The organism is Pseudomonas chaetocerotis (assembly GCF_015712105.2).
GTDB lineage: Bacteria > Pseudomonadota > Gammaproteobacteria > Pseudomonadales > Pseudomonadaceae > Aquipseudomonas > Aquipseudomonas chaetocerotis.
Genome location: NZ_JACFYX020000041.1, coordinates 1 through 469, shown reverse-complemented (window position 1 = coordinate 469; position 469 = coordinate 1). Strand labels below are relative to the sequence as shown.

Below are 469 nucleotides of genomic sequence, written 5' to 3'. Positions count from 1 at the left end.
CGGGCGCCGCTGGGTGCAACAGGTAACCGAGAGCTACAAGCTGGTAATGACTGCCTTGGGCGGCGAGAACGAAGCCACCCAAGTGATTGCCCGCGAAAGCGGCAGCGTGGCCATCGAAAGCAGCCAGGCGGATGACTGGGAGTCGAGCCGGCCTGTTTCCGGCATCCCTGAATCCACCGACCTGTCGGATGAATTGCGACGCAACGCGGCGCTGCTCACCCTGTTGTGGGGCGGGACGGTGCAGCTGCTGAGCGCCCACCGTGGCACCACGCTGAGTTGGCAGGTACCGACTGACCTGGCGCTCGGCATCGACAGGGTGCACACCCTGCGCCTTGAAGACAAAGCCCTGGCGCAGGGCAAGTGCCGGCGCGTCCAGCACCGTATCGACATCGAGGGCGGCACGGCCATCACCACGCTCAGCGTGGCCATAAGTCGGGGTGGTGGCGCCGGTGACCCGCTCACCGTGCCG

1 pseudogene is annotated in these 469 nt (G+C 66.5%); it reads left to right on the top strand.

The features are described from left to right. Positions 1-13: 13 nt before the first annotated feature. Positions 14-469, top strand: a pseudogene (locus H3221_RS25550) (hypothetical protein); the annotation flags it as partial.